1 protein-coding gene is annotated in these 1,279 nt (G+C 67.3%); it reads left to right on the top strand.

Annotated elements, in window-relative coordinates:
• Positions 1–356: 356 nt before the first annotated feature.
• A partial coding sequence (locus tag ACWGH4_RS35185; protein ID WP_453467980.1) for an ABC transporter substrate-binding protein occupies positions 357–1,279 on the top strand: 923 nt, incomplete at its 3' end.

Raw genomic sequence — 1,279 nt, 5'->3', positions numbered from 1 at the left:
CACCGTTCCATCGTTGGAAAACTGTGTGCAGCGGAATGAGAGCACGCCGCCCGGCGGCTGTCCAGGCCTCGCGCAGGCCGGCTCCACGGACCGGCCCTGACGTCAACGGGCGTGCGTGCCAACACATTTGGGAAACGTCACGCAACACCCTTGCCGCATGTCGACCGGCGGCTATATAACGTTGTAAATCCGGGGTCGCCAACGGCCGTTCGGACGCGTTCCACCTTCTTTTTCCCAGGTCAGAGTGTTTCTGGCCAGAGCCTGCCGTACCGGTCGCAGGCTGACTCTCCGTACCCACGCCGCCCGACCGCACGCCACTCGGCGGTGCGCTCACCCCCGCCTAGGAGTGTCCTGAGATGACCATCCCGACGAGATCTCGCTCGCTCACCGTCGCCTGTCTGCTCGCCGCGACCGCGACGCTGGCCGTGTCCGGCTGCGCGAAGTCGGAGACCACGAGCAACGCCGGCGGTGACAGCAGCCAGGCCGCCCAGGCGGCCGAGACGCCCGCCGCGAGCTCCGGCGCCGGCTGCACGCTCGAGACCTACGGTGCCCCGAAGCTCGACCTGAAGGACGCGGTCGTCGGCTTCTCCCAGTCGGAGAAGGAGGCCAACCCCTTCCGTATCGCGGAGACGCAGTCCATCAAGGACGAGGCCGCGAAGTTGGGCGTGAAGAAGCTGCTCACCACCAACGCACAGTCCCAGCTGTCCAAGCAGATCAGCGACATCCAGGACATGCTCGCCCAGGGCGCCCAGTTCCTCATCGTCGCCCCCCTGAACTCCGACGGCCTGGAGCCCGCGTTCAAGGCCGCCGCGGCCAAGAAGGTCCCCGTCCTCACCATCGACCGCAAGGTCAACGCCGGCGCCTGCAAGGACTATCTGGCCTTCCTGGGCTCGGACTTCGTCGAACAGGGCAAGCGTGCCGCCGACGCGATGATCAAGGCGACCGGCGGGAAGGGCAAGGTCGCCATCCTCCTCGGGGCCTCCGGCAACAACGTCACCACCGACCGCACCAAGGGCTTCGTCGACCAGGTCGCCGCCAAGGCGCCCGGTCTGGAGATCGTCGCCCAGCAGACCGGCGAGTTCGCCCGTGACAAGGGCCAGCAGGTCATGGAGCAACTCATCCAGTCCAAGCCGGACATCACCGCCGTCTACGCGGAGAACGACGAGATGGCACTCGGCGCCGTCACCGCCCTGAAGTCCGCCGGCAAGAAGCCCGGCAAGGACGTCAAGGTCGTCTCCATCGACGGCACGCGCAACGCCGTCCAGGCCCTGGTCAACGG

The sequence above is a fragment of the Streptomyces sp. NPDC054847 genome, from assembly GCF_053610925.1.
The sequence above is the reverse complement of the archived record's forward strand: the minus strand, read 5'-3'. Positions and strand labels throughout refer to the sequence as shown.